The organism is Photobacterium sp. DNB22_13_2, assembly GCF_052873915.1.
The window spans coordinates 50,083-75,398 of the sequence record NZ_JBNNXU010000008.1 but is presented as its reverse complement, the minus strand read 5'-3'; the positions used below and the strand labels follow the sequence as shown (position 1 = coordinate 75,398).

General features: G+C 42.4%; 18 protein-coding genes, 1 tRNA gene and 1 pseudogene. 5 read left to right on the top strand and 15 right to left on the bottom strand.

Features of this window, described 5'->3' with window-relative positions; all coding sequences use genetic code 11:
* Positions 1–61: 61 nt before the first annotated feature.
* On the bottom strand, positions 62–1,840 hold the full coding sequence (locus ACVA58_RS13925; RefSeq protein WP_446511137.1) for a sodium:solute symporter family transporter: 1,779 nt from the start codon (positions 1,838–1,840) through the stop codon (positions 62–64).
* A gap of 19 nt (positions 1,841–1,859) precedes the next feature.
* Positions 1,860–3,179, bottom strand: coding sequence for a sulfatase-like hydrolase/transferase (locus ACVA58_RS13920; protein ID WP_446511044.1), 1,320 nt, complete (start codon positions 3,177–3,179; stop codon positions 1,860–1,862).
* Between the two features lie 287 nt (positions 3,180–3,466).
* On the opposite strand from ACVA58_RS13920, the gene ACVA58_RS13915 reads away from it, so the two are divergent.
* On the top strand, positions 3,467–4,630 hold the full coding sequence (locus tag ACVA58_RS13915) for a glycoside hydrolase family 88 protein (protein ID WP_446511043.1): 1,164 nt from the start codon (positions 3,467–3,469) through the stop codon (positions 4,628–4,630).
* A 498-nt stretch (positions 4,631–5,128) separates the two neighbouring features.
* On the opposite strand, the gene ACVA58_RS13910 is transcribed toward ACVA58_RS13915, so the two are convergent.
* The 4 genes and pseudogenes from ACVA58_RS13910 to xylB all read right to left on the bottom strand — a co-directional run bounded on the left by ACVA58_RS13910 (position 5,129) and on the right by xylB (position 8,871).
* On the bottom strand, positions 5,129–5,938 hold the full coding sequence (locus ACVA58_RS13910; protein WP_446511136.1) for a hydantoinase/carbamoylase family amidase: 810 nt from the start codon (positions 5,936–5,938) through the stop codon (positions 5,129–5,131).
* Positions 5,917–6,103 (bottom strand): annotated as a pseudogene (locus ACVA58_RS13905) (transposase); the annotation flags it as partial. The gene ACVA58_RS13910 and the pseudogene ACVA58_RS13905, both read right to left, overlap by 22 nt.
* A 215-nt stretch (positions 6,104–6,318) precedes the next feature.
* Positions 6,319–6,960, bottom strand: a complete 642-nt coding sequence (locus tag ACVA58_RS13900) for a DJ-1/PfpI family protein (RefSeq protein WP_446511042.1) — start codon at positions 6,958–6,960, stop codon at positions 6,319–6,321.
* Between the two features lie 459 nt (positions 6,961–7,419).
* On the bottom strand, positions 7,420–8,871 hold the full coding sequence (gene xylB, locus ACVA58_RS13895) for a xylulokinase (protein ID WP_446511041.1): 1,452 nt from the start codon (positions 8,869–8,871) through the stop codon (positions 7,420–7,422).
* A 68-nt stretch (positions 8,872–8,939) separates the two neighbouring features.
* Between xylB and ACVA58_RS13890 the strand changes: the two genes are divergently transcribed.
* Both ACVA58_RS13890 and ACVA58_RS13885 read left to right on the top strand, forming a co-directional pair.
* The gene (locus ACVA58_RS13890; RefSeq protein ID WP_446511040.1) at positions 8,940–10,283 is read left to right on the top strand and encodes a XylR family transcriptional regulator; all 1,344 of its coding nucleotides are present in this window, start codon (positions 8,940–8,942) and stop codon (positions 10,281–10,283) included.
* A 93-nt stretch (positions 10,284–10,376) separates the two neighbouring features.
* The gene (locus ACVA58_RS13885) at positions 10,377–11,426 is read left to right on the top strand and encodes a glycoside hydrolase family 43 protein (protein WP_446511039.1); all 1,050 of its coding nucleotides are present in this window, start codon (positions 10,377–10,379) and stop codon (positions 11,424–11,426) included.
* Between the two features lie 72 nt (positions 11,427–11,498).
* Here ACVA58_RS13885 and ACVA58_RS13880 read toward each other — a convergent pair whose 3' ends face one another.
* From ACVA58_RS13880 to ACVA58_RS13865, 4 genes are all read right to left on the bottom strand, one after another.
* Positions 11,499–12,989, bottom strand: a complete 1,491-nt coding sequence (locus ACVA58_RS13880; protein ID WP_446511038.1) for an L-fucose/L-arabinose isomerase family protein — start codon at positions 12,987–12,989, stop codon at positions 11,499–11,501.
* 15 nt (positions 12,990–13,004) lie between these two features.
* Positions 13,005–14,027 carry an aldose epimerase family protein gene (locus ACVA58_RS13875; RefSeq protein ID WP_446511037.1) on the bottom strand — a complete coding sequence of 341 codons (1,023 nt, stop codon included), beginning with the start codon at positions 14,025–14,027 and terminating at the stop codon, positions 13,005–13,007.
* Positions 14,028–14,282: 255 nt separating this feature from the next.
* A complete protein-coding gene (locus tag ACVA58_RS13870; RefSeq protein ID WP_446511036.1) occupies positions 14,283–16,640 on the bottom strand; it encodes a glycoside hydrolase family 3 N-terminal domain-containing protein in 2,358 nt (785 codons plus the stop codon).
* Positions 16,641–16,767: 127 nt separating this feature from the next.
* Entirely contained in the window at positions 16,768–18,156 is a 1,389-nt protein-coding gene (locus ACVA58_RS13865) for a glycoside-pentoside-hexuronide (GPH):cation symporter (protein ID WP_446511035.1), read from the bottom strand.
* 320 nt (positions 18,157–18,476) lie between these two features.
* On the opposite strand from ACVA58_RS13865, the gene xylA reads away from it, so the two are divergent.
* On the top strand, positions 18,477–19,796 hold the full coding sequence (gene xylA / locus ACVA58_RS13860; protein WP_446511034.1) for a xylose isomerase: 1,320 nt from the start codon (positions 18,477–18,479) through the stop codon (positions 19,794–19,796).
* A 365-nt stretch (positions 19,797–20,161) separates the two neighbouring features.
* Here xylA and ACVA58_RS13855 read toward each other — a convergent pair whose 3' ends face one another.
* Positions 20,162–21,340, bottom strand: a complete 1,179-nt coding sequence (locus tag ACVA58_RS13855) for an Arm DNA-binding domain-containing protein (RefSeq protein WP_446511033.1) — start codon at positions 21,338–21,340, stop codon at positions 20,162–20,164.
* A gap of 10 nt (positions 21,341–21,350) precedes the next feature.
* Positions 21,351–21,563, bottom strand: coding sequence for a hypothetical protein (locus ACVA58_RS13850; RefSeq protein ID WP_446511032.1), 213 nt, complete (start codon positions 21,561–21,563; stop codon positions 21,351–21,353).
* Positions 21,564–21,757: 194 nt separating this feature from the next.
* Here ACVA58_RS13850 and ACVA58_RS13845 point away from each other — a divergent pair, with 194 nt between their 5' ends.
* Positions 21,758–21,976 carry a helix-turn-helix domain-containing protein gene (locus tag ACVA58_RS13845; protein ID WP_255045270.1) on the top strand — a complete coding sequence of 73 codons (219 nt, stop codon included), beginning with the start codon at positions 21,758–21,760 and terminating at the stop codon, positions 21,974–21,976.
* Between the two features lie 244 nt (positions 21,977–22,220).
* On the opposite strand, the gene ACVA58_RS13840 is transcribed toward ACVA58_RS13845, so the two are convergent.
* The 3 genes from ACVA58_RS13840 to ACVA58_RS13830 form a co-directional block, all read right to left on the bottom strand.
* Positions 22,221–22,295, bottom strand: a tRNA-Gly gene (locus ACVA58_RS13840).
* 254 nt (positions 22,296–22,549) lie between these two features.
* Positions 22,550–22,729 (bottom strand): hypothetical protein, encoded by a 180-nt coding sequence (locus ACVA58_RS13835; protein ID WP_446511031.1) that lies wholly within the window; start codon positions 22,727–22,729, stop codon positions 22,550–22,552.
* Positions 22,730–22,887: 158 nt separating this feature from the next.
* Positions 22,888–25,239: a glycosyl hydrolase family 18 protein gene (locus tag ACVA58_RS13830; protein WP_446511030.1), complete on the bottom strand. Its 2,352-nt coding sequence runs from the start codon at positions 25,237–25,239 to the stop codon at positions 22,888–22,890.
* Positions 25,240–25,316: the final 77 nt, after the last annotated feature.

The following is a 25,316-nucleotide window of genomic DNA, read 5'->3' as shown; positions in this document are numbered from 1 at the left end:
GAGCACATATAAAATTACATATATGTGCTCCAGGTTTTAGTTAACGAATAATTCTTGTACGTTAATCCGTAGCCACCGTAACCTTATATTCTGGTTCTTTAACCGCCTTAAGTAAGGCGAAACCAATTCCTGCGACAATCAAAGACATGATGAGGAATAGCGAGCGTCCCCACATAGGGTTAGGTACCAACGTAAGTAATGAGATGAATCCCGCAGCAACAAGGAGCATTTTTCCTAGTACCTTGTTCTGCTTGTTATCTAACTCAATACTATCCGCCGTATCCTCAACAACAACCTCAGTATCAATATTGGTAAAGAACTGCTCAATATTCTTCTCACGCTCAGGAGACAAGCCCTTGTAGAAGAATTGCGTACAGACAAAGAACGGCAGAGTAATCAACCCGTGTCCAACAACACCGAGAGTCACTGACTTCATTTCTGTAAACTCACGATTCGTCAATGGTTGATCTAAGTTTAAGAAGCTAGCAATCATCTCTGGTGTAATAACAAAAGCAATTATCGCTGATACACACATACCGACCAAAATAGTACCACCGACAGCCCACTCTGGTGTTTTCTTAATGTAGATGCCCAATAGAGCAGGAATAAGAATTGGAAAACCAATTAGTGTATTAATTAGCATCGTCAAATCAAACAAACCATATTGTCTGAGTGATGATAGTCCAAGTGCTGCTAGAATAATCACGACCCCGAACGCTGCAGTCAGCATCTTCCCTACTTTCAAAAGGTGTTGTTCTGAAGCATCTTTTTTGATGTAAGGTTGGTAAATACTCTTAATAACAATACCGGAGTTTCCATTCAAACCAGAATCCATTGATGACATCGTCGCAGCAAAGATAGCAGCAAGTAGCAGACCTATCATACCCACAGGCATTTCACGTTTTACAAAAATGTAATACGTTGCATCTGTCACTTTCTTTCCTAGACCGTCAAGACCCCACGTTGAAGGATCAGGATAATGGCCAGAGACGAACCATACAGGTAAGAACCAAACTAAAGGACCAACTAACATTAATGACGCAGCTAACAATGCCGCTTTTCGAGCATTTTTTGTATCTTTTGCTGTGATGTATCGGTACGAACTCAACATGTTGTTCGTAGTTAAGAACTGCTTGATAAACATACAAAGGAACCAACCCACAAAGAGGTAGGTATAATTGTAACCATCACCAATGATTGGATTTTCTGGAAGACCATTTGACATGAGTTCAACTACACCGCCCCCTTTCCAAAGGGCTACCATTCCAGTCACCAACGTCATAACAGTTAGAATCACCATTTGCATAAAGTCTGATGCAATAACGGCCCAGCTGCCCCCGATTAAAGACATAAAGACTACGATACCGCCAGTGACGACAATCGTCACTTCTAATGGCACCCCGACTACAGCACTTGCGAATACCCCAAGCGCATTCACCCAAATAGCTGCCTGAAGAATACCCAAAGGCATTCTTGACCACATCATGATCTGTTCGTTTACACGACCGTAACGCATCCTAACGCCTTCTAAGGGCGTAATAACTCGCATTTGTCGAGCTTTAGCCGCAAAGAATAGATAGTTACATAAAAAACCAAGTGCGGAGGCATAGAAAACAACAATCGCAACGGCGAAGCCTCCTGTTAGACTTTTACCCATATGACCAGTAAAGGTCATTGCACTTACTGCGGTCATAAAGGATGTGGAACCAACCATCCACCACAGCATTTTACCTCCGCCTCTAAAATAATCACTCGTATTCGAACTAAACTTCCTAAATGACCAACCAATAGCAATTAAGAATCCAAAATATACTAAAAGAATTGCAATATCTATCATAATTATTTCTCTATTTTATTAATTAAAGTTCAACTTCATTATTATAAACAACTCTCTGCTTCGCTTCTCTTGGAGGTGCAGAAATGATATCAGGAACAGTATGACCAATATCTTCCAACTGTTTAGTTAGAACTTGTCTTAGTCTACTTACTACTTTGTCATGTGATGTATACCCAATTAAATTTTCTAATTCATATGGATCCGCTTGTAAGTCATATAGGAAGTCATCTATATAAACATTTTCATCTTTCTGCTTGATACTGTATTTCCAACGTCCTGTTCTTATGCAGCGTCCGACATGTGATTCACTTATTTCAACGTAAGCATGTTTTCTCACGTTCTTATCTCTTCTTTCGACAAGTGGAAGTAATGATTGTCCTGACATATCAGAAGGAACATTAATGCCACAGGCTTCGAGGATTGTTGGGGCAACATCAACTAAACTGACAGGGTTAGTAAATCGGCCCCCGCTTTCGAATTGACCACCTGCCATCACCATAGGGATTTTGATCGATGCATCATGACAAGAACGTTTGTATTCATCATTGCGAGTTTTAAAGTGACAACCGTGGTCAGAAGTAAATATTACAATAGTGTCATCTAATAGATCTAGGCTTCTTAGCACGTCCTTAAGACGCCCATAGGCCTCATCAATTCGTTTAACCATTCCATAGTAACCAGGAAGGTGTGATGCACTAGTCCCACCAAGTGCCTTAAGATCCGGTGGTGTCCAATTATCTAGGTATCGTTCGTTGTAACCAGTAGGTGCAGGGAAATCATCCCTATGATTTTGCATGTGGGGTTCTAATAATGAAACCATCATATAGAAGGGTTCGTCTTTATTATTATCGATATATCGAATAGCCTCATCGACTATCGCATCAACTCTATAACCAGGAAGTTTTAGCTCCTCACCCTTTTCATCAAATACAACTGTTTGATAAGCATCTGAAACAAATTCAGGTATATTTGCAGCTCTCCAAGTTTGATAGCCGCCTTGAGGTTTTTCAAAGGGGCCTACGCATGAAGCATTCAGATGCCATTTGCCAAAATATCCCGTTTTATATCCAGACTCGTTAAAATAATGAGCTAGAGTTCTTTCATCAGAAGATAGACTATCCCCATTAGTATTGCAGTTTGTTTCTGAAGCATATTTGCCTGTTTGTAAACATGCTCTAGCTGGCAAACATACAGGTTGCGGAGTAAAAGCATTTTCAAAATGCGTTCCTCTAACAGCGTCATAATCCAAATTAGGTGTTAAATTCATTGGATTACCGTGCACACCCAAGGTGTCAAATCTTTGCTGATCAGTAAAGAATATAATGACGTTTTTCTTTTTCATTGGTAATAGTTCCCAAAATAACACATTCAATTAATGCAGAGACTGATAAAAATAATTAACTCAATCAAACCACAATTTAATTAAAGTATAAATTTACTAAAAATCCTGAGAGCTAAACCACAATTTATTGATGTAAAAAAAACGATATTGATCTAAGTGAGCAAAACCACAGGTATAAAATACTATAATGTATATTGTAAAAAACATAATTGATGTTCACATTTTATGAAGCCATAATTTATTTCATAATGACAACTTAAATTTAACTAATTAGAGAGATATAAGTAATGACTACCATTGAGGTTGATACACCTAATCAGACTTTTTCAAATTCTGAATTTTTAGATACGTCAATTCAGCGTGTTCTTAAGAAAGTTGATCTTATGATGACGGTTTATCATGATGGTTTTCCTGCATCGGCTAGTGAAAACCTGGTCTACCCAAAAATAGAAAATACTCAATGGACTACTTGCTTTTGGACAGGATTGTTGTGGTTGGCCTATGAGTACACTAACGATGAAAAATATCGCCTTCTTGGCGAATCGTTAATGGATAAATTTGAAGAGCGACTTGACAAGAAGATCTGTCTTGAAACTCATGATATGGGTTTTTTGTTTACACTTTCCTGCCTTGCACCATACAAAATTAATGGCAACGAGAAGGCAAAAGAGCTTGCTGTTCGTGCTGCTGAAGTACTCATCAATCGATACCACGATAAAGCACAGGTCATTCAGGCTTGGGGTAACGTCAATGACCCTAATCATAAGGTTCGTATGATCATTGATTGCAACATGAATCTGCCACTGCTTTATTGGGCAACAGATATCACAGGTGATCAAAAGTATAGAAACATCGCACTAAGCCACCTTGCGCGTTCAAACAGCCATATCATTCGTGATGACTACTCTACACACCATACCTATTTCTTTGATAAAAATGACGGTACCGCTATTGGTGGCAAGACTTTCCAAGGCTATTCAGATGAGTCCACCTGGGCTCGTGGGCAAGCTTGGGGAGTTTACGGTTTGGCGCTAAGTTACAAGCATACTGGTGACTACAGTTTGATTGAAATGTCTAAAAAACTTGCAGACTATTTTCTTGATCACCTTCCAGAAGACTTAGTCGCCTATTGGGATTTAACGTTCACAAGTGGGGACGAGCCACGCGACAGTTCAGCGACCGCAATTTTCCTATGCGGATTGCAAGAGTTACTAAAGCACCTGCCTGTTGGAGATGCTGACAGAGCTCGCTATGAAGCTTTTGTTGATAAAGCTATTGAAAACTTATCTGACTCTTACATCAGCGAAAATGATGATGAGTACGGTGTGTTACTGCATGGTACATACGCAAAACCTGACGGCAGAGGTATTGATGAGTTCTGCATCTGGGGAGACTACTTCTTTCTTGAAGCCCTAATCCGTAAATCTCGCAATTGGACAACATACTGGTAGATTTCAGCTTGATATCTATTAAGTAGTTTCCAGATCCTAACGAAATTGCTCATATATCAATATTATGATATGTGAGCTTTTTTGATATTCGAGCATACGAAAATTTATTTCTTTGGTAAGCGCTCAATACTCGTATCCAATGGTATGGACACAAATAACAAGCGTAAAAAAGCCGCCATAGTTATGGCTGGTATTAGCTATGACGGCTGTTCAAATAGCTTATATGTAAGAATAAGCTCAGAGCATTATATACAAAAACATCAATAACTCAATACAAAATGAAACGCAATTTTACTATTCTTAATAAAAATAAATCAGAATGCATTTCCCACGAAAGGGCATGAAGGTTTCGCGCCGGATCAAATGTACAGATACAATTAAGCCCTCCTTATGGAGGGCCTATGGTTTTCTGGATGGTATGCTTGAGAAATTAGTGCCATAAATTTGCAACCTAAAGCTCAAATTTAAAACGACGATCCCGTTCATCTATAACACGTATCATATCGACAAGCAGATCTGCTGCCGTTGCAATATCGGACAGATCAGAATGCTCATCCTTGTGATGACTGATACCGTTTTTGAGGGCACAATAATCATCGATGCAGGCATAACCTGAGACATGTACATCGCGTCATGTCCTGCGCCACTGTTCATCTTGATGAAGTTGAGATCAGCATTAATCGCACATAACTCCGAAATACTTGCAATCTCAGTACTCAGAACAACGGGCCTATCATGCGACAACTCACTAATATCAATTTGCACCTTTTCAGATTCGGAAACTGTGTTGGCGTAATCTTTAAACCCGTTAATGATGCGTTCAATTGATGCAACATCCACTCCTCGGATATCGACATAAAACTCAACATCCCCCGCTATAACATTGATAGCATTAGGAACAATCTGCATTCTGCCAACAGTTCCAACAGACCCATAACTAGCTTCAGCACATGCCAACTCTGATATCTTGGCGATAATTTTTGCACTTGCGACAACCGCATCCTGTCGCATCCCCATAGGCGTTGCACCAGAATGGTCGCTGTGACCAGTAACATCCACGCGGTATCGACTAGGTGCGGCGATACCTTCAACAATACCTATCTGTGCACCTAGTGCTTCTAAAACTCGGCCCTGCTCAATATGCAATTCAATAAAGGCATGATATTTACATGGGTTAAGCGCGCTATCCGAAATTCGTTTAGCTGGATAATGAAGCGCTCTCATCGCATCAAATACGTTCAAACCATTACTATCAGTGTTCGATTTCCATTTTAAGTAGTCGGCTTCATCAACGCTGTCGTGATGGATAGGTCGGAATATTGATTACCGCGACCAGGCCGACCGTGGTGAAAAGCATTCCCATGACGATAATGCTTCCTCATCGATCCAGAAGGTTATTGAGCCTCTGCTGATAAGGGCTTGATTGTACTCTTTCCAGTTGTTGGGCTTGTAGTGAGCTTTGGGGTTACTCATGGTTCATACAGCGAATGATGGTACATTTAAAAAAACTGCTCCTTTACTTGTTTAGGAGCAGTTTTCAATGAGCGTTATAAAGATAATTAATACATGTTATAAGATTAATCAATTTCAAAAAATCATAGTGCGTATGTCGCTATCTTCTCTCGTAGAATTCAATTAATATTATATATTTAAATAATTATCCAACACTAATAAGCTGTTAACTTTTTCTATAAAATACTTTCGGCAGCATCAAACTTTACCTCTTCTGCTGAGGGTATGTAATAATCAGTAAAACGCCGATAGTTTATGTGTTTAGATACCCAATCAATATCATCTATATCTGATGCCCTTGTACGACGATTGCCAATCAATACACTTGCCAATGCAAATGCAAAATCAATGGTATAACCGTAATCTTGACCTGTAACAAATTGGCCATCAATAACTACAGGCTGGTTGATATAGGTACCATTTTCGTAATTTTGATGTAAATTTCCGCAGCAGACATAACAACGCCCAGATAGCAGATAATTCTTAGCCAATACTTTTGCACCGGAAGAACAAAGTGCAGCGATATAAGCACCAGAATCAATGTGTTCCTTGATAAATTGAATGACCGTTTCGTCTGTACCTAATCTATCAGTGTTCGGTGGACCACCCACTAATGCAAGTGCATCAAATTTATTCTGTCGTTGGTTCTCAAGCAAATCGTCCGCATAAATATTAACGCCATGATAAGACATAAGATACGAATTTGCTTCACATGAAATAACAGTCAAAGATATGTTTAAACGACGTAGTATATCAATAACATTAATGGCTTCTCCTTCCTCAAAACCAGAAGCTAACAATAAAGCAACTTTTTTCATTTTCCCATTCCTAATAAGATTTTTTAATTTCTTAAATCATAAAAAAAATATCAAACCCTAAACATTAAGTCATATAATAATTAAACATTTATAATACTAAAGATTAATTTTTGACTTTTTTAAGGGTAATTATTGCCAACCCTAAAGTTAAATGGATTTCGATATGTTTTTTAGAAAAAAATCACACCAAACTAAGCAAGTCTGATGTGATAAATTGTAATGAGTTTATTTATAATACACGAAATCATAGTTTACATCCATGACAAAGTATAATTATATAATTACTTATAGTGTCTTTATGGTTTTGCTCACACTTTAATATAATCTACCGTAATTCTGAAATGTTCATTACCCAGTATGCAGTTACAAATCTAATTAAATATACACTCACGAATAAATACCATGACATATACGAAATACCAGTTAGCGTCTGAAATCCGAAACGGATGGTTTTATCGACTAAAAAAGATCTTTAAGTCTCTTGTAAACATCCTGGAATTTCTTACGCTTTGCTTGGTAGTACTCTGATTTTTCAGGGTTGGGTTCATGCCGTTGAACTAGTTCTGGAATAGGACAGACTTCAGACAAACTGCTATTTGGTTCAACCCCAAGAATAGCCAACCTTGCAGCACCAAGAGCTGGGCCAACATCTCCTCCTTTACGATACACCAACGGCAGCTCGACTATATCTGCCAACATCTGACGCCAATATTCGCTTCTCGCCCCGCCGCCAATCAAAGAGACTTCCTCTGGAATTTGCTTTGTCACATGCAGCGCATCAAATCCATCAGCAAAGGCAAAGCCAACGCCCTCAAGGACAGCCTGAGCCAATTCTAGCTGAGTTGTTAAGTGAGTCATCCCAAAAAAGACTCCCTTAGCATTAGGGTTGTTGTGCGGTGTGCGCTCACCCGACAAATACGGCAAGAAAATAACACCCGATGAAGTATCTGCCTTTTGCTCTACTTCATTTAACATGGTGCCCACATCAGGGAAGCCGGTAAAGTCAGCCACCCATTGCAAACATGAAGCGGCACTCAAGATAACAGACATAGTATGCCAGGTGTTTGGGAGCGCATGGCAGAAACTATGCAGTGCCGACTCTGGGTTAGAGATGAAACCATCACTAACAGCAAAATACACACCTGATGTGCCAAGCGAAAGCATTGCTTGACCTGGGTTAATAATACCAACACCCACAGCACCAGCAGCATTATCACCACCGCCAGCAATGACAGGCACTTGCCCGATACCCCATTGTGTAGCAACCTCGTCAGTGAGTAAGCCTGTCACTGCACTGCCCTCATACAATTTTGGCATTTGACTGCGGGTCAACCCAGTTGCTGAAAGAAGCTCATCATTCCAATCACGTTTTTCGACATCTAACCAAAGTGTTCCGGCGGCGTCTGACATGTCAGTGGCAAAAACCCCAGTCATCTTATAGCGTAGATAATCCTTTGGTAGTAAAACCTTATCTATCTTCGTAAAAAGTTCAGGTTCATTGTTAGCAACCCATTTTAACTTTGGCGCAGTAAAACCGGGCATCATAATATTGCCAGTGATAGCTCGGCTATTGGGTACCTCAGCTTCAAGTTGGAAACACTCTTCTTCACATCGCCCATCATTCCACAAAATAGCAGGTCGAAGAACATCACCGCTAGCATCTAGCAGGGTTGCACCGTGCATTTGTCCAGAAAGCCCAATCGCTTTCACTTGTGACAGATCAACCTGTTCGCTGAGCCCTGAGATAGATTGGCAAGTTGCCTCCCACCATTGCTGTGGGTCTTGTTCAGACCAAAGCGGGTAAGGGCGAGACACCTCTAGTTTTATCGTTTTAGAGGCAACAATGTCTCCATCTCGTGACATTACAATAGATTTAACACCCGATGTGCCTAAATCGATACCAATATACATAATTTATCCTCTTATTTGCCCCGACTCTGGAGCCCAGCAAAATGCTATACCGTCTAATAAGAGTATTCATGGCTGGCGAACATCTCACAATTACGTTATTTGATACTGAAATTCATGGATTTCACGAACGTGTCCATGATCACACCGAAATTCCAATTTGGTTGTTAGACTGCCCTGCATCTAACGCTAAGGTCATATTTATGGATAAAAAACTCCGCATTAATTTACTATTCAATGCCAACAAGACTTACGACCGACAAGTGATCGAAGGCATTGGTGAGTACCTACAAGCCTCTCAATGCGATTGGGATATTTTTCTTGAAGATGATTTTACTACTCACATCGAAAATATTCAGGTTTGGCAGGGGGATGGCATCATTGCGGACTTTGACAACCCTGAGATTGAAAGGCTTTTGACTAACACAGATATTCCTGTTGTTGGCGTGGGTGGCTCATATCAAAATATGGACGAATACCCAGCAGTACCCTATGTAGCAACGGATAATCACGCATTAATTGAACTTGCCTTTCAACATTTGAAGGATAAAGGGTTACAACATTTTGCTTTTTATGGCTTTGCTAATGATGCTGATAAACGCTGGGCCAATGAAAGGGAAAAGGCCTTCCATAAAATAGTCAAACAAGAAGGCTATACTAGCTCAGTTTTTCGCGGTAACGACACGAATCCTAAGACATGGCAGTATGATATGAACCGATTGGCCGATTGGTTACAGATGCTACCTAAACCAACAGGTATTATTGCTGCGACAGATTCACGCGCTCGGCACCTACTGCAAGTTTGTGATCACCTCAACCTAATGGTACCGGACAAAGTAGCCATTATCGGTATAGATAATGAAGAGCTTGCTCGTTACTTGACTCGTGTTTCGCTAAGTTCTGTCGCTCAAGGTTGTAAAGAAATGGGTTATCGTGCAGCTAAAATGCTGCACAAGTACATCAAGGCAAAATCAGCCGTCAATAACAATCAAGCGGAAAAGCAAGAATTTGAACGTGTATTGATTCCGCCATATCAGGTTTATCAACGACAAAGCTCTGACTACCAAGCACTTAAAGACCCTTATGTCATACAAGCAATGCACTTTATCCGTCATAATGCTTGCAAAGGTATAAAAGTTGACCAAGTTCTGAGCTACGTGGGAATTTCACGTTCTAATATGGAAACACGATTTAAAGAAGAGCGAGGTCACTCTATCCATCAAGAGATCCATGACTCTAAACTTAACCGAGCATGTAGCCTTCTAATCACAACGTCTCTACCTATTGTCGAGATTGCTGAAGTTTGTGGATATCCGTCCCTTCAATATATGTACACAGTATTCAAGAAAAACCTCGCGAAAACCCCCAAAGAATACCGAAGCGAGAACAGCGAAACAACCGCGTTCGGAATCTAAGCCTTTTCTTTAAATTTATTCTATTAATCCCTCTAGTCGTACGATTAAGTTCGACTGGTGGGTTAGTATTTAGCTATAAAAGTGAGATTGTAAATGACTAACAAGCCAACCGACTCAAATGTAACCGTCGAAGGCAACGGCACTGCCCTAACTAACCTTGCCTCGGGAGAAGCTCTGAATGCCAAGTCTGCACCACTTGTCACTCACATGTATACGGCAGATCCTTCTGCACACGTATTTAATGGCAAGATTTATGTCTACCCGTCTCACGATATTGAAACTGCTCAGGGACAAAGTGATGATGGCGATCATTTTGCGATGAGTGACTACCATGTGTTTTCACTTGAGAAACCTTTTGGCAAAGTCACCGACCACGGTAATGCACTCGATGTAAAAGACGTCAAGTGGGCTGAAAAACAAATGTGGGCACCCGATGCTGCTGAAAAAGGGGGGAAATATTACTTATACTTCCCTGCGAAAGCGTATGATGGTATTTTCCGAATCGGTGTCGCAGTCAGTGATAAACCTGATGGCCCGTTTGTAGCGACAGACAACTACATCCAAGGGACTTACAGTATCGACCCAGCCGTTTACCAAGATAATGACGACTACTACCTTTATGTTGGTGGCATTATGGGTGGTCAACTTCAATGTTGGCGTGACGGCGAGTTTGGTGAAGAAATTTACCCAGAACCTGATCAGCCTGCACTTAAACCGTTAATGGCAAGACTAGATGACTCAATGACTGGTCTTGAACACGATCTGGTTGAAGTTGATATTGTCGATGAAAATGGTGAACTCCTCAAAGCCGGCGATGAAGAGCGCCGCTATTTCGAAGGGCCATGGGTCCATAAGCACAACGGCTTGTACTATTTTTCATATTCTACAGGCACTACACACAAAATAGCGTACGCGACCAGTGAATCACCATATGGGCCGTTCACCTACCAAGGAACCATCCTTGAACCTGTTATCGGTTGGACGACGCACCACTCTGTTGTCCAATATCAAGGCAAATGGTACCTGTTCTACCATGATAGCTCTCTATCAGAGGGACAGACACACCTACGTTGTATGAAGATGATTGAGCTTCAGCACAATGAAGACGGTAGCATTGAAACTATCTTTCCTTACGGAAAGTAATTTGCCAAATAGACAAAAAGCGCTTCAATCGAAGCGCTTTCTTCTTTTTTGATTTACTGCTCTAGTTCTGAATTAACCGATGAAAAAACTCGGAATTTCATTTGGATAACGCTCGTGAGCAGGTTGGTTATAGTCGATATCAGAAACGCCAATCAGGTCTAACACTTGGTATAGCGTTTTGCCTACGTGACCAAATGCGATACCTGCGTGGTGCGGATAACGTTTTTGGATCAGCACGTGCCGGTAAAAGCGTTGCATTTCAGGGATGGCAAACACCGCGATAGAACCAAACGACTCAGGATCGATCTCTAAAATATCTCCTTGCGCCACATAAGAGCGAAGCTTGGTATCCGCCGTGGATTGAAGACGGAACAGTGTAACTTCACCGGCTTTGATTTGCCCTTCTAATGTTCCGCGAGTGATATCCGGCTCCTGACCTGGCTCCATCAGGCTGTGCATGATCTTCTGGAAACGAAGTTGCGAGTTCTTCATGCAGCTTGGTGCCGTGTTACCACAGTGGAAACCCATAAACAGATCTTTTTCTGTGTAGTCGCCCATTTGATCGGCAGAATTCGCCACCATATCTTTCGGTACTGTGTTGTTGATATCCAGTAGCGTGGCTGGGTGGTTGGTCGCACACGTGATCATGTATTCAGACAGGGCGCCATAGATGTCCACTTCACATGCCACAGGTATACCACGCTCAGCTAAACGGGCGTTAACGTAGCACGGCACGAAACCAAAGAATTTCTCAAACGATGGCCAGCACTTGTTAGCAAAGATACCAAAGGTCGAAGCGCCTAGGTTTTCTTTATGGAACTTAAGTAGTGCCACTTCGTATTGCGCCAGTTTCGGCAACAGATCTGGGTATGGGTTGTTATCGCCCAGCTCTTGCTCCATTTCAGCAACGATGCCTGGAATGTCTTCGTGACCTTCCGCTTGTTGATAGATATCCAGCAAGTCCAACTCGCTGTTTTCCATGATCTCAACGCCTAGGTCGAACAGCGCTTTGATTGGTGCATTACACGCAACAAAATCATGTGGGCGTGGACCAAAGCTAAAGATTTTCAGGCCTTTCAAACCTAAGATGGTACGCGCCACTGGTACGAAGTCACCAATCATGTCAGCTACTTCGTCTGGTGTGCCCACTGGGTACTCTGGAATGTGTGGGCGGATGTTTCGCAGGCTTGCACTGTATGAGGCATTAAGCATACCGCAGTATGCGTCACCGCGATCGTCGGCAAGACAAGATGTTGACTCTTCCGCTGCTGAAACAAACATCACAGGGCCATCAAAACGTTGCGCCAATTGTGTTAGTGGGCCTTCAGGGCCAAAGTTTCCAAGGTAGATCACAAGCGAGTTGATAGATTTATCTTGCGCTTCTTGCAACGCTTTAACCATATCGTTTTCGTTTTCGATGATGGTTTCTAGTTCAATAATCTGAATGTCTTTTTCAGCGCACTGGCTAACAACATTATTACGACGCTGCTCAGAAAGTGAAATTGGGAAGCAATCTCGGCTAACGGCAACAATGCCCATATTAACTTGAGGTATATTAATCATAGTTGAATTCTCTATTTAAACTTCTGACGTCTGTACTTTGTATACAACATTGTGACAGTAAGGTTTAGATGGGCTATAAATACAATCCGACTTGTTTTCCATATTAATTTGGTTTGGATAACATTGTGTTTCCAAGCACAGCCCCGCGTGCTTGCCGTATAATTTATTATTACGACCAAGCTCTTGACTAATAAAATTACCTGAATAAAACTGGAGACCGATTTGGTCAGTCAGTACATCTAACTGTAAACCTGATTTATCTTCTTTTACGGTCGCTACATGTTCGATCCCGTTTGGTTCAAAACACCAACAATGATCGTAGCCACCCGCACTATGAAGCTGTTCGTTGTCTTGGTTGATCCCATCCTTAATCACTTGCATTTCACGTAAGTCAAACGGTGTTTCATCGACGGAATCAATAAACAGTGGTATCGCAAGTGCATCTACATGAAGGTAATGACCTGACATAATTTGAATACGATGATCTAGCACATTTTCACTTTCACTTAAATTGAAATAGGTATGCTGAGTCATATTGATCGGAGTTTGCGCATGTGGCATTGCTTGATAACAGATACCGAGTTCATTTTGTTCTGATAGTGTGTAAGTTACTAAAAAATCAATATCGCAAGGGTAATTTGCTTCACCCGCTTTTACTTGCGTTGTCAGCTCTAAAGTTGTGTCATCAACCACGTTAACCAACCAACTTTTCGCACCCAGATTTGCTGAAGCACCATGAAGGTGGTTTGTTCCTTCATTTTGCTCTAGATTGTATTCAACCTCATTTAGCGTAAAGCGACCATGGGCAATACGGTTTGCCCATGGCCCCACGATACAACCGAAGTAGCACTGACCTTTCAGGTACTCTTCTGGTGTTTCATATCCCAAGACAATATTTTTCTTTTCGCCTTGTGCATCTGTAATGAAGAAATTAACAATCACACCACCGAGGTCAGAAATATCGATTTGTGTACCTTGTGAATTAACTAGCGAATAGAGTTGATACTTACCCCACTCTTGCACTTTTATACTCGACATAATTTATCCCACGACGTTTCAATAGACGTATTTTGAAATGTTACAACCAGTTATTCTATTATGATTTTTTAAAGCTCGATTCATAAAAAATGTAATTGTGAACTGGTTCAGGTTTCATTACTTTTCTGCTTAGCTTTATCTTTACTTAACAAAAGAACATAAAAAAACCCCAAGAAGCAAAGCTGCTTGGGGATAGTATTAACAAGAATAATGCTCTACTTAAACGTATTGTTACGAAACATAATGCTTTCGTACTTAATTCACACTAGTCTGACAAATCATTTTCCAGTTTTTATTGAGGTAATGTTTACCTGACTCAACTCGGATAGTCTCACGGGCTTCAATATCTTGAGACGAGCGGCCAATCATCAAGTCAAACTCACCGCCTTCAACCACACGACGATGTGAAGCATCCGTAAAGTTAAGCATATCCACTGGTAGTGAGAAAGTAATGGTTTTGCTCTCTCCCGGCTCTAAATACACTTTCTTAAAGCCTTTCAGCTCTTTTACAGGACGCACCACTGATGAACATTTATCACGCACATAAAGTTGCACCACTTCCGCACCCGCACGCTCACCAGAGTTGGTAATCTCAACTGAGAATGAAATCTCCTCTTCAAAGTTGAACTCTGACTTATTGACACAAGCCTGACCGTAGTCAAACGTAGTGTAACTTAAACCATGCCCGAAGTTGTACTTTGAGCCAAAATGGAAGGCAATTGGCGTACCCGCACTCTTCAACTTATGGTTATAGAAATACGGTACCGCACCGACATTCTTTGGAATAGAAATAGTCAATTTACCACTTGGGTTGGTGACACCGGTAAGCATATCTGCAATAGCGTCTGCACCACCTTGCCCTGGCGCCCAGCCATAAACAATAGCAGCAGCTTCTTCTTCAGCACGACCTAAGCAATATGGGCGGCCGCCAGTAACAAGCACGACGACTGGTTTACCACTGTCTAGAGCGGCATCCAATAATTGTTGCTGAACACCCGGTAAATCCAGAGAATCAGCATCTGAGCCTTCACCAATTGTCCCGGTTTGGAAGAGGCCAGCTAGGTCACCGACACACAATACTGCCACGTCAGCATCGCTGATCATCGATGCTGCGAAGGCAATGTTCGACGTATCCATACTCACAGGAGACGTCGCATCTTGTGCAATCGCCATATCGACATCTCCAGGGAAGACAGGAGCTCCGCCTAAACGCTCAGTTAAGATATCGCAACCTTTATGATAACCCACTACGTTCACACGCTCTTCAAGGGCTTCTCTAATCGATTTTGCAACACGCTCATTTGATTCACTGCCACTGAGGATTAAGTGAACAGGGAAGCTGTAACCACCAAGTAGCGCTAATGGATCGTCAGCAGTTGCCCCCAGCAAAGCGATCTTGGTGTCACTGCTAAGTGGCAATTGACCATCATTTTTAATCAGTACAATCGATTCACTCGCGGCACGATATGCTAGATCTTCACTGGCTTTGTTGTGAAGTGACTCCGTTGGCACTGGCGTGTATGGATTTTCAAATAGACCCATTTCAAACTTCAACGTGAGTATTCTTGATACAATTTCGTTGATTTTTTCTTCTGTGATCAAACCACGCTCAATTGCTTTGCTGATGTAAGTCGTGCAAGCATCATCTGGCAGCTCTACATCTAAACCCGCATTGAACGCTTGGGCAGCGGCATCAACACGATCTTCTGCTGTAGCGTGGTGCTCACTGAGTAGTTCAATACCGCCGTAGTCAGCAACAATCAGACCATCAAACCCCCACTGGTTACGCAATACTTCAGTTAGCAAGTATGATGAACTATGACAAGGTTCACCATCAATATCATGGTATGCAGGCATAATCGAGCCTGCATTACCTAACTTCACAGCCATTTCAAACGGCAGCAAAAACGTGTCGTTAAGTTCTTTAAAACCGAGATTAACAGGTGCATGGTTTCTCGCCCCTTCACTCGCAGAGTGGCCAACATAATGCTTCAGCGTCGCCAGCAAATCACGGTCCTCACCCTGCAAGCCCTTTACGTAACTGGTGGCCATCACTCCGACTAAGTAAGGGTCTTCAGCCAAAGTTTCTTCGGTTCGCCCCCAACGTACGTCACGAGATACATCCAACACTGGTGCCAAGCCTTGCTTTGCTCCAACAGTTCGTGCTTGGCGACCAATGTCTTTCGCAACTTGTTCGATTAATTCCGGATTCCAAGTATGGCCATAGTTCAATGACGATGGGTATAAAGTGGCATCTTTCGCCATCAAACCGACCAAACACTCTTCGTGAGAAATAGCCGGGATACCTAGACGCGTCTCATCCACTAAATGTTGTTGTAACTGATTCAGTGCTTTGACACCTTTCTCTGCACCAACCGTATGGGTACCTAACGGGCGAGTGATTTGTCCCAGACCATGCGCTAGTTTTTCTTTAACAGTACGTGAGACAACGTTGCTAGACATCTCTAGTTCACGCTCTTGGTGGTCTCCGTTTTCATCTAGGATAAGCCACTGTGCACCCAACTGAGCGACTTTCTCATCAAGCGTCATTTGCGAAAGCAGATCCGTCACACGCTCTGCTGTTGTGTATTTTGCGTCTTTGTAGATAGACATATATAAATTCCTACAATTGAAACTGTGATCAGTTTCTATGCAATAGTTGTTAATTAAATTCTTTCAAAATAATGGCCCTGGGTTTCAGGGCCATTTGATTCTCATCAGGAGCGATGAGAGCTAGGGGTTAACTAAGCTGGGCGTTATGTGCTGGCTCTGCTTTATTGGAAGTTTGTTTTGCATCCAACTCTAACAAGGCTTTTATCTGAGTCAGTTTTTGTGTATCTAGCTTGTAGAACAGCATGAGCACTGCCAGTGATGCAAACATCACACCTGGAACGACTGTATAGAGCAAGTTAATTGCATTCATTGCCTCTGCGCTTTGTGTCTCAGCCCCACCAACATAACCAGACCAGGCCAGAATCCACCCAACAGCTGCACCACCCAATGCAATACCCAGTTTGATAGCAAATAAGTTAGTTGAGAACACCATGCCACCGAGCGAGCGGTTACTGCGTGTTTTCTCGTAGTCAACCACATCAGACATCATGCTCCATAAGATTGGCGTCGTTGCGGTTTGTACTAACGCAAGAATGATAGAGACAGAGAAGATCATCTCGACATTTGAAGGGTCAATTAGGTACATCAGCATCGAAGTAGTGCCAGATACCACAATTAACGCTCGGTATACCGTCGGTTTGTTATACTTTCCAAACACCGGAGCAGAGATAAGCGCACCAATAATTGCAGCAACCATACCAGCGATCATAAACAATGTAGCGAGATCAGGGCGCTTCATAACAGCATTCACGTAATACATGGTTGTTGCGCCTTTCAGTACAGCTCCTGTGAGCAAGATGACGTTTAGAATGAATAAAACACGCCATTGGTTATTGCTCATCAGGAGCTTCAAATCAGCCCAAACAGATTGTTTTTCTTCAGATTCTGCCACGTATCGCTCTTTGGTATTAGCGAAGCTCACGAGAAACAAAATAATCGCGATAACGCCCATGGTGGCCATGGCACCTAGATAGCCCTTCTGCAGATCACCTTTACCAATCATATCAACCAGCGGTAAAGCCACCGTTGCTACCACAAGACCACCAGCGGTACTCAACGCAAAACGGTAAGACTGAAGCGAGGTGCGCTCTGTCGAATCATTAGATAATGCGTTAGCCATTGCACAGTAAGGAACATTAATCGCTGTATACATCAATGTTAAGAAAATATATGAAGCATATGCATAGACGATTTTTCCGGTTGTGCCAAAATCAGGTGTGTAGAATGCCAGCATACATGCGACACCGAAAGGAATCGCCATCCAAAGTAGGTATGGACGGTAGCGACCATATTTCGATTGGGTTCTGTCAACAATGGACCCCATCAGAGGGTCAGTCACAGCATCAATGAAACGAACCAGTAAAAACATCGTCCCCATATGAGCTGGGGATAAGCCGTAAACATCAGTGTAGAAGTAGGCCAAGAACAACATTACTGTTTGCCAGACAAAGTTACAGCCCGTATCTCCCAAACCGTAAGCAATCTTTTCTCTTACGGACAGTATGTTCACGCTCATTATTATTCTCCAGGTACATTTTATTTGCCGACCATTTTTCCTTTTTCAACCGGCCATTTCAATTTACACAAATTCGCAATCATCTTACGATATTTACCATTTGTGATAAACATCAGAATTACAAGAACACCTAAAAACAAAAATCAATTAAAAACAACAACTTAAAGCCATTACGTTAAGTTTGTTTTATGTTTGAGCGCTAAAGCACATTTAATAAATAGCTAAATTAGAATATTAAAAAAAACAATTGATGAGAGCTTTAAAAGCGTTGATTATTTCTTTGAATACCATTTATCAGAATTTAACGGGCCATTTACAACATGAATGATTTTTTTAAAAACATCAGCAAGATAAAATTCGAAGGTCGTGAAACAGTCAACCCACTGGCTTTCCGTCATTACGATGCAGATAAAATGATTCTTGGCAAAACCATGAAAGATCATTTACGCTTTGCCGCCTGTTATTGGCACAACTTCTGCTGGCCCGGTTCAGATGTATTTGGTGCCGGTACTTTTGATCGTCCATGGCTAAAAAATGGTGATGCGATGGAAATGGCAATGATGAAGGCTGACCACGCATTTGAGTTTTTCTCGAAGCTAGGTGTTCCTTACTACTGTTTCCACGATACCGACGTCGCTCCAGAAGGAAATTCGATTAAAGAGTACGTTAACAATTTCCAAAAAATGGTTGACGTGTTAGAACAAAAACAATCGGAAACCAACTTGAAACTGCTATGGGGTACCGCGAACGCATTTTCTAACCCTCGTTACATGTCTGGAGCAGGCACTAACCCTGATCCTAAAGTATTTGCCTACGCAGCAACACAGATCTTCAATGCTATGGGTGCAACTCAACGTCTGGGCGGTGAAAACTACGTACTTTGGGGTGGACGCGAAGGTTATGAAACATTACTCAACACAGACTTACGTCAAGAGCGCGAACAACTAGGCCGACTCATGCAGATGGTCGTTGAGCACAAGCACAAAATCGGATTCAACGGCACTATCTTGATTGAGCCTAAACCTCAAGAGCCAACCAAGCATCAATACGACTACGACACCGCTAGTGTATATGGCTTCCTAAAACAGTACGGCTTAGAGAATGAAATCAAAGTTAACATTGAAGCAAACCATGCAACACTTGCAGGACACAGTTTCCACCACGAAGTAGCGACCGCAACATCATTAGGCCTATTTGGTTCTATCGACGCAAACCGCGGTGATGCTCAACTAGGTTGGGATACCGACCAGTTCCCAAATAGTGTTGAAGAAAACACACTCGTGATGTACGAAATCCTCAAAGCGGGTGGCTTTACTACAGGTGGCTTTAACTTTGATGCGCGCGTGCGCCGCCCTTCAATCGACGCAGAAGATCTGTTCCATGGCCATATAGGCGGGATGGATACCATGGCTTTGGCTCTAGAGCGCGCTGCAGATATGATAGAAAACGACACTCTCTCTAAAAATATTGCACAGCGCTATGCGGGCTGGAACGAAGACCTAGGTAGAAAAATTCTATCTGGTGACCACTCATTAGAATCATTGGCTAGGTACAGTGTTGAAAATAATCTGTCACCAACTAAGGAGTCAGGCCGCCAAGAGTACTTAGAAAATATTGTGAACGGTTATATCTACAAGTAGTCATTGAACCGGTTAATCTGATTTAAATGTCAATCGAGCGCTGCCTTATATAGCAGCGCTTTTTATTTTTCCATCAAACAGCAGAACACATAATATTAATATTTAGTAAGCGATTCAATTTATTGACACCGCCTATTCTTCTCGAAAGATTAACTTATGTTATTTTCAAACCTACGATAGTCTCTTGATGTTTTCAATATTGCGGCTTAAATTACTTTGAAAAAGTGTTACTGTCTGAAATACCACCCTGCTTTGCTACTTATTGAATTTAGCGTTTATATCTTCATGCTTCAAATCTCTAAACGTTTGATTACAAACAACATCAAGGCATATACTGATGCAGTGGACTGCTAAAACTGAATAATTCATACGTGACCTCCTTGCTGGAGAAACCGTTCAAATGCACTGCCATCGCGGCGAGTTAGGTTTGGTACATACCTCGAGTAAACACGAAATAGCATAGTTGTTGTTGTGTGACCCATCTGATTTGCAATCCATTCAGGAGACTCACCTGATGCTAACAATAACGTCGCGTAAGTATGACGGGTTTGATAGGGATTTCTTGGGCGTAGTCCTGCTCTACGCAGTGTGGGGTACCAAACCGAACGGGAGATCACCTGATAGTTAAGAGGCTGATGTTTGGTGTTTGTAAAAACGTATTTGTATTTGAGAGATGAAACTATCTTATGTTCGGCTAATGTCTCCACTACCCTGTCTGGCAGCATCACGACACGGTAAGAACCCTCTGTCTTAAGATCCGACAATTCACCGCGAACCAAACTCTGGTTGACCGTGATAGTTTTGTTCTTCAGATCGACGTCTTTCCACATTAAACCATCAATTTCACCAGTTCTGAGTCCGGTAAAAAAACGCGTGATGTAATAGGTCTTGAAGTTAGCCGGTGCATTTTGAATCACCAGCTCTACTTCCTGTAAATTGAAAGGATCAACTTCAGTACGTCCTACCTTTAACGCTTTTATATTCTTCCAAGGCGAAGTAAACTCATAACGATCAGCGGCTTCATTTAGCATCATCCTTAATGGCGTCATGATATGATTGATGCGAGATGGACTAAGTACCTTCCCCTTTCGACCTGGAACTTTGGCGAGTGTAGATCGAAAGCTTAAGATTTGTTGCTTGGTGATGGCGCTGATCTTCTTACTACCGAACATGGGTATGATGTACTTTCTAAGAATACCGTCAACATCTTCATAATGTCCTTTGCGCCACTCAATATGCTTTTCAGATAACCAGATCTCAGCAAATTCATTTAGCCTTGGGGCATCTGGTGACTCAAAATATGCCTTTGCTTTATGCTTGTGTTCAGCCAGTACAGCAAACTTTTCGACTTTTTTACTTTTCGGAAAATATTTGGCGTAGTCGAAAGTCCCAAGGATGATCTCTGCTTCAATATTTTTTAGTAACTGTCCGAGTCGGCGCCGATTACTACTGTTATCAATCAGCTTGGTATACTCACGACACCGTTGCCCTTTATATCTAAAATCCAGATACAACTTATTATTTTTGACATTGATGCTTCCCATATTTCACCTCTCAATTTCCATTTGTCAGAGAATACGCTGTCACACCATTCAACATCTCTTCTTCAACGCGCTCCCAGATGAAAAGGATTTTCCGACCACCAAATGGACGAATATAATGAATACCTTCAAACAGAACAGAATCCTTTAACTGCTCACGAATGACCCTCTTGTCATATTTGATGACCGCGGATAGTTCTGCGGTTGTTAGATAGGTAAAGCTCATAAAACCTCCAAAGTGTTTTATTGTACCTCTTGAGGGTTATTATCGACCTCAAGAGAATACTCGTCAAGCACTTTTTGTACCTCTAAAGGTACATTTAAGGTCTAGCAAGGTAACAATTAGCCCTTGAAAGCAGCTAGATCCTGGCACTGATCCTAAGTTATACTCTGGATATCAATATGTTGCGGAAATAGAAAATGATTAAGTGCCACCTTTCAGCCATTATGGGAGCCAAAAGACTCAAGATTGCTGATATTGTTAGAGATGCTGGCATTAACCGAAATACTGTTACTCGCCTCTATCATGAAACAAATAACCGAATCGATTTTGATACTTTAGAAAAGCTATGCCGTTATCTAGATTGTCAGGTTGGTGACTTACTAGAAGTGATTGATGACGAACAAACCGAAGATTGATGTACTTAACCAGGTTCAGCCATTAGAAATAGTTATATTGAGCTGATGTTATTTCGCAAAGTGAAATGCATCTTTCTATTAGCCAGTAAATCCAATGTGGTCCCCACCTTGGTCCCTTTGTGGTCCCCAACTGTATCAATTGGCTTGTAGCACAACTGTAATTCTAATCGCCAGACACAGCAAAACACGCTCTTAAGCGCTTTATTTTCAAATATATAGATTGGGTATTACAAGACAGGAGGCTTGGAGCGGGCAGCGGGAATCGAACCCGCATCATCAGCTTGGAAGGCTGAGGTAATAGCCATTATACGATGCCCGCTTATTGGGTTTTGGCTTAGAGCCAAAGGTGATGTGCATCGAACAGTTGCTATATTGGCACAACTGGCAGGGAAAAGAAGTGTTGATTGCCAGTGCGTGACCCAGATCACAAACAACCGAGTCAAATGCTTAATAAACAACCACATAAGTACAGATAACGTACAACCTTTTGCTGTTTGGCAAGTCCGCAGTCAACAATTTCAGCGCCAAAAAAAGCCAACCTTTTGTTGGCTTTTCCTAACAAGACACAGTAAATCATTTTGAAGGGTACTCACCCGCTTTACCTTTGTCTGAATCACCCGTTACTGTCCAGTGCTCGTTCGAATCATATGCTTCATCGCAGATATCTAACGAGAAGCCCATATCCACGATTTCTTTTAATGTGAGGTTATCGGCAAGCTTTGCAATGTCGCCTGACTTATTACGTAGTTCCATATCCGTCTACCTTCTAATCAACGCCCTTTCACCACCTTAAATATAGTGGTCAAGCGCTCACTTGTCCTGCGAATAGGAAAAAGGCCCGCAAATTGCGGGCCTGAACTAAGTCTGTAGACATTAAGTGATGAGCTAATCAACCAGTTAAGTGATCGAAATTACATTTGCTGCCAAGGGCCACCAGCATTACCAGGCTGATTTCCTTTAGTCCACCACTTCGCTTTGTATGTTTGACCATTGAATGTTACTTGATCGCCACCTGAATAGGCTTTGCTTGCGCTCCACTCGCCCACACTCCCGTCATCAAATGCTTCCCAGGCAGAACTTTTACCCGGCTCTTCACCTTTGGTCCACCATTTCGCGGTATATTTCACACCATTGAACAGCACTGTATCACCAGTGTTGTAGACCTTATTTTGATCCCAAGTCGTTTGACCGCCGGTCGAATCGGCTTGTACTGTCACAGCAATCATCGCAGTTTCACTGGCAATGCCATCAGAAACAGTAACAGTCACATCAACAACGGTATCGACAGTGACAGTAGGTGCAACAAAAGTAATATCAGCACCAGTCTCGGTAGTTGCTACGGAGCCTTCAGAAGCAGTGAAAGTCAGTAGGTCACCATCGGCATCTTCCGCTTGGATACTGATCACTACGCTCTGTCCACTCTTCACAGTCGCATTCACCGGCGTAGTCAGTACTGGCGGCGTATTATCAACGATACCACTACCTTTGACGTTGATAACAACAGAACTCGTTGCAGACTGACGTCCATCAGATACTTCCACCGTAACTGTATCTTGCGTGTCAGTCGCAGTACTGGGGGCTTGATAAGTGACAGTCGCTGTACCATCACCGTTATCAATCACGGCTGCATTGGTCGCGGTAAAGCTCAGGGGATCGCTCTCTGCATCTGTCGCTGACACAGCAAAACTAATCACAGCACCTGCATCAACATTCTGCGAAGCTGGTACAGTCAAGGCGGGAGCCGTGTTTACCGTACCACCACCAGCAGAGAATACCTTGTCGATTGCTTCAGCCAATGGTGAGCTGAGGTTAGTACATTGCTTAAGCTTGGCACCATAGCTAACAAAGGAGCCCTCACACTTTATATCGCCATGTACCTGCCAGACAATAACACCGCCAAGCTGGTTATCGACAATATACTGCGCTTTTTTCTCGATCGAAGGCACATCGTCATAGCTCAGGAAGTATTTACCTTTTACAGCATACGGTACTTTAGCATTGACATCCCACTTATGCTCCCAGCCCGCGGACTGCATAATGTAGTTGTAGTTTGGCTGCCCTTCAAAGTCTTTCCAGTTATCTAGATCAACAGCTGACTCAGTAGGACCATCAACACTGAAGTTCACTGTACGTTTGTCTGTTGGCGCCCCAACATACGCCGTTGCTTCTGTCGTTTGAACCCCACGACCATAGAAAGCCGCACCGAAGTTGATTTTATCTGATGGGATCCCTTTCGCGGCCATCCATGCACGTAGATGGTCAAGTTGGAGATCCTGATATTCTTCTTCTGGGTATGGATATAGCGGTGCATTGTGCCCCGCGACATTGGACCACCCACCATTTAGGTCGTAGGTCATCATATTGAAGTAATCCATCGATGCGACCAAGCGTGGCCAATTATAACCTTCGAGTTTCGCTGTAGAGGCTGAAAATGCCGCTGTCAGCAACTTGTTAGGACCAATACGCTCGCGGATATCTTCTATTAATAGTTCAAAATTGCCGTAGTCTTCTGGGTTACCCTGGAAGTTCATTCCACCAGTTCCTGGGTATTCCCAGTCAATATCGATACCATCGAAGCCCAATGCCATCAATTTATCGACATCTGTCAAGAAACGGGCTTTTTTCACCGGATCCGCCGCCATTTCGGGGAAATGCTTTGACATACTCCATCCCCCCAATGATGCCATCACTTTCACCCCTTTCTGATGGGCAAGATCAATGAGGCCGGGAGCACCACCCGCTTTCTTAAGTGGGATAGGCATTTGGCCAGAAACACCGCTTGGCGTATGAAGCCAGCCGTTACCTGATTTAACAAAACCTTGCTCTTGAACTTTGCGCAGAGCATCGGCTTCCCAAGCTTCATTGCCCGGGAACTGATGGATATACTCTAATTCGCCCCACAAAATATGGAAGTCCCAGCTAGAGTATACGTCTGGGTGAAGTAATGATCCCGGCTCTTGATCCACGCTCGGTTGGTAGATATTTTTATTGCGTAGATCGCCGCTATGAAGTGAACCATCTTTAGCTACCCCAAAAAAAGAGAAGTTCAAAATAGAGTAAATATCCATATTGACGTTCAAGTGTGTTGCTTCACCTTTCACACTGAATCCAGCATTAGTCCCTTTCCATGCTTCCCACTGAGTAATATAACCAATGACATTCTTGTCATGGGTTGGAGCGGCCTGGACACTTGAGGCAGTGCCGACCATCAGCATGGCTGCCATAGCGCATGCCAACTTACTCAGGTGTAATCCCTTTTGCATTTTATTTCTCCACGTAATGGTTATTGGAAGTAAAAATTGAAGGCACATTTTTTTCGCCCTCAAAAAAGTTCCATTAA

Coding starts and splice junctions, on each gene's coding strand:
- ACVA58_RS13915 (WP_446511043.1), top strand. CDS start 3,467: ATGACTACCATTGAGGTTGATACACCTAATCAGACTTTTTCAAATTCT.
- ACVA58_RS13880 (WP_446511038.1), bottom strand. CDS start 12,989: ATGATTAATATACCTCAAGTTAATATGGGCATTGTTGCCGTTAGCCGA.
- ACVA58_RS13890 (WP_446511040.1), top strand. CDS start 8,940: ATGGCTGGCGAACATCTCACAATTACGTTATTTGATACTGAAATTCAT.
- ACVA58_RS13875 (WP_446511037.1), bottom strand. CDS start 14,027: ATGTCGAGTATAAAAGTGCAAGAGTGGGGTAAGTATCAACTCTATTCG.
- ACVA58_RS13885 (WP_446511039.1), top strand. CDS start 10,377: ATGACTAACAAGCCAACCGACTCAAATGTAACCGTCGAAGGCAACGGC.
- ACVA58_RS13920 (WP_446511044.1), bottom strand. CDS start 3,179: ATGAAAAAGAAAAACGTCATTATATTCTTTACTGATCAGCAAAGATTT.
- ACVA58_RS13830 (WP_446511030.1), bottom strand. CDS start 25,239: ATGCAAAAGGGATTACACCTGAGTAAGTTGGCATGCGCTATGGCAGCC.
- ACVA58_RS13865 (WP_446511035.1), bottom strand. CDS start 18,156: ATGAGCGTGAACATACTGTCCGTAAGAGAAAAGATTGCTTACGGTTTG.
- ACVA58_RS13850 (WP_446511032.1), bottom strand. CDS start 21,563: ATGAGCTTTACCTATCTAACAACCGCAGAACTATCCGCGGTCATCAAA.
- ACVA58_RS13855 (WP_446511033.1), bottom strand. CDS start 21,340: ATGGGAAGCATCAATGTCAAAAATAATAAGTTGTATCTGGATTTTAGA.
- ACVA58_RS13900 (WP_446511042.1), bottom strand. CDS start 6,960: ATGAAAAAAGTTGCTTTATTGTTAGCTTCTGGTTTTGAGGAAGGAGAA.
- xylA (WP_446511034.1), top strand. CDS start 18,477: ATGAATGATTTTTTTAAAAACATCAGCAAGATAAAATTCGAAGGTCGT.
- ACVA58_RS13845 (WP_255045270.1), top strand. CDS start 21,758: ATGATTAAGTGCCACCTTTCAGCCATTATGGGAGCCAAAAGACTCAAG.
- ACVA58_RS13870 (WP_446511036.1), bottom strand. CDS start 16,640: ATGTCTATCTACAAAGACGCAAAATACACAACAGCAGAGCGTGTGACG.
- ACVA58_RS13835 (WP_446511031.1), bottom strand. CDS start 22,729: ATGGAACTACGTAATAAGTCAGGCGACATTGCAAAGCTTGCCGATAAC.
- xylB (WP_446511041.1), bottom strand. CDS start 8,871: ATGTATATTGGTATCGATTTAGGCACATCGGGTGTTAAATCTATTGTA.